Genomic DNA, 2,827 nt, shown 5'->3' with positions numbered 1-2,827 from the left:
CTCCCCGTCGGCCTCGGCGTCCGCGAGCGCGAGCCCGTCGGCCTCCCCCTCGCCCTCGGCGACCAGCGCCACCCCGAGCCCGTCGGAGTCCGCCGAACCGTCCACGGCCCCGACGACCCCCGCGCCCACCGTCACCACCGAGGGGACGGAGGAGGACGCCCCCGAGACCACCGGTCCCGTCCTCGGCCGCGGCGACCGGGGCCCGGAGGTCACCGAACTGCAACTGCGCCTGCGCCAGTTGCACCTGTACAACGGCGACATCAACGGCCAGTTCAACCGCCGTGTGGAGGACTCCCTGCGCGCCTACCAGTGGGCCCGCGGCCTCCAGGACGAGCTGGGCGTGTACGGCTCCCGGACCCGCGCCCGGCTGGAGTCGGAGACCCGGGAGCCGTAGGGGACCGTTCCGGTGCCGCGGCCGGGGTCAGGCCCCCGCGTGCCCGGACCGCTCCGTCACGTGCAGCCGGATCGTGCCGTCGGGCCCGGCCTCCACACGCACCTGGGTCAGGTCCCGCACGACCGCGTCCGGCGCGTGGAAGCCGGCCCGCGGACCGACGCCCACGACCCGCATCCCGGCGGCGCGGCCCGCGGCGATGCCGGCGCCGGAATCCTCGAAGACCACGCAGTCGGCGGGGGCGATGCCCAGTTCCGCCGCGCCCTTCAGGAAGCCCTCGGGGTCCGGCTTGCTCGCGCCGACGGACTCCGCGGTCACCCGCACCGCGGGCAGGTCCAGGCCGGCGGCGGCCATCCGGGCGGTGGACAGGGCGACGTCGGCGGAGGTCACGAGCGCGTGCGGCAGCCCCTCCAGCGAGGCGAGGAACGCGCGGGCGCCGGGTATCTCGACGACGCCCTCGGTGTCCGCCGTCTCCTCGGCGAGCATGCGCGCGTTGTCCGCGTGGTTCTGCTCCATCGGCCGGTTCGGCAGCAGCAGCGCCATCGACGCGTATCCCTGGCGTCCGTGCACGACCTTCATGACCTCGTCCCCGTCGAGCCCGTGCCGCTCGGCCCAGCGGCGCCAGACGCGCTCGACCGAGGCGTCGGAGTTGACGAGGGTGCCGTCCATGTCCAGCAGGAGGGCGCGGGCGGTGAGTACGGCGGTGGCCGTCATCGGCAGCTCCAAGGCGCGGAGGAAGGGGCGGGGAGCCCGGGGCCGGCGGGCGCGGCGCCCGGGAGGGCGCCGCGTCCCGAGCCGGGGGACAAGGCGGCCCCGCCCGCCGGTCAGGGAAAACGGGCGGGGGCCACTTTGTTCATCCACGGTACAAAACAAACCCGGCATCCCGCCACCGTCTCCACCGATCGTTCACCCGGACTTCGACTTCCCGTCGCCTGCGCCGGTCCGCGCGGCGGGCCGCCACCCGGCGACCGCCTCCCGGCACGAGACCGGCGAGGGCGACCCCGCCGGGCCGTCCGGCCCGGAGGACGGCGCCGGAGGCGACGGCCGCCACGGCCGGACCGATCGAGGGTTCCCCGATCGGTCGGGGCCGCCCCGACGGGAGCGCCGTGCGTGGCCGCGGGGCACCTCGGCACGGCGGCGTACACGGCGCCCGCGCCGTACGGCGCACACGGCGTCCGTGCCGTACGGCGCGGACGCGCACCGCCCGCCGAAGGCCCCGTCGGTCGACCCCGCCTCACGGGGTCCGCCTCCGGGCGCCGGCTCGGGCGGGCCGAGCGGTGCGCCGACGGTCCGGCGAAGAGCCGCTCCCCTTCCGCGCCCCCAGGGTGCGCGGTCCTCCCGCCGCCCCCCACGGGGCGGAAGTTTCACACGTCAACCATAGACGTGACATGGCCGCGTCACTAACTTCTTACCGGACACACCCCTCCCCGCAACCCGGAGCGGTGAGCATTCCCCTGCTCGCACTCCAACCCCCTCACCTCACAAGGGAGTTCGCATGCCGAAGTTCTACGCGCGTCGACGGGTCGGCACGGTCGCGGCGCTCACCGGACTCATAGCCTCCCTCGGGCTGCTCAACGGCCCGAGCGCCTCCGCCGCCCTGCCCACCCCGATCAGCGGCTCCACCGCCCGCAGCTACCTCGCCACCCTCACCGTGGCCGCCGAGAACCGCACCGGCTACAACCGCGACCTCTTCCCCCACTGGATCACCATCAGCGGCTCCTGCAACACCCGCGAGACCGTCCTCAAGCGCGACGGCACGAACGTCGTCACCGACTCCGCCTGCGCCTCCACCAGCGGCAGCTGGTACTCCCCCTACGACGGCGCCACCTGGTCCGCCGCCTCCGACGTCGACATCGACCACCTCGTGCCGCTCGCCGAGGCCTGGGACTCCGGCGCGGGCTCCTGGACCACCTCGCGCCGCCAGGCCTTCGCCAACGACCTGACCCGCCCGCAGCTCCTCGCCGTCACGGACAACGTCAACCAGGCCAAGGGCGACCAGGACCCGGCCACCTGGATGCCCTCGCGCACGGCCTACCGCTGCACCTACGCCCGCGCCTGGGTCCAGGTGAAGTACTACTACGGCCTGTCCGTCGACCCGGCCGAGAAGTCCGCCCTGCAGAGCCACCTCGCGAACTGCTGAGTGCCGCAACCTCCCCCCGGCCTCCGTCGCTGCGTACCGTACGGGGCGACGGAGGCCGGGGGGAGGTTGCGGCACTCAGCAGTTCGCGAGGTGGCTCTGCAGGGCGGACTTCTCGGCCGGGTCGACGGACAGGCCGTAGTAGTACTTCACCTGGACCCAGGCGCGGGCGTAGGTGCAGCGGTAGGCCGTGCGCGAGGGCATCCAGGTGGCCGGGTCCTGGTCGCCCTTGGCCTGGTTGACGTTGTCCGTGACGGCGAGGAGCTGCGGGCGGGTCAGGTCGTTGGCGAAGGCCTGGC

At 74.6% G+C, this 2,827-nt stretch carries 3 protein-coding genes and 1 pseudogene; 2 read left to right on the top strand and 2 right to left on the bottom strand.

Going from position 1 to position 2,827, the window contains the following annotated elements; genetic code table 11:
- Window positions 1-394: peptidoglycan-binding domain-containing protein (locus tag B7L92_RS25120; RefSeq protein ID WP_081239688.1), on the top strand; the 394-nt coding region annotated here is incomplete at its 5' end.
- A gap of 27 nt (window positions 395-421) precedes the next feature.
- On the opposite strand, the gene B7L92_RS25115 is transcribed toward B7L92_RS25120, so the two are convergent.
- Window positions 422-1,105, bottom strand: coding sequence for an HAD-IA family hydrolase (locus B7L92_RS25115; protein WP_081239687.1), 684 nt, complete (start codon window positions 1,103-1,105; stop codon window positions 422-424).
- A 781-nt stretch (window positions 1,106-1,886) separates the two neighbouring features.
- On the opposite strand from B7L92_RS25115, the gene B7L92_RS25110 reads away from it, so the two are divergent.
- Complete coding sequence (locus tag B7L92_RS25110; protein WP_081239686.1) at window positions 1,887-2,531, top strand: HNH endonuclease family protein; 645 nt, start codon at window positions 1,887-1,889, stop codon at window positions 2,529-2,531.
- Between the two features lie 75 nt (window positions 2,532-2,606).
- On the opposite strand, the pseudogene B7L92_RS25105 reads toward B7L92_RS25110, so the two are convergent.
- Window positions 2,607-2,827: pseudogene (locus B7L92_RS25105) on the bottom strand (hypothetical protein); the annotation flags it as partial.

Origin of the sequence: Streptomyces viridosporus (assembly GCF_002078235.1) — a bacterium.
In the GTDB taxonomy this organism is placed as follows: domain Bacteria; phylum Actinomycetota; class Actinomycetes; order Streptomycetales; family Streptomycetaceae; genus Streptomyces; species Streptomyces viridosporus.
The sequence above is the reverse complement of the archived record's forward strand: the minus strand, read 5'-3'. Positions and strand labels throughout refer to the sequence as shown.

Bases quoted from the DNA above. Each gene is read 5' to 3' on its own strand.
- B7L92_RS25115 (WP_081239687.1), bottom strand. From the start codon at position 1,105: ATGACGGCCACCGCCGTACTCACCGCCCGCGCCCTCCTGCTGGACATG.
- B7L92_RS25110 (WP_081239686.1), top strand. From the start codon at position 1,887: ATGCCGAAGTTCTACGCGCGTCGACGGGTCGGCACGGTCGCGGCGCTC.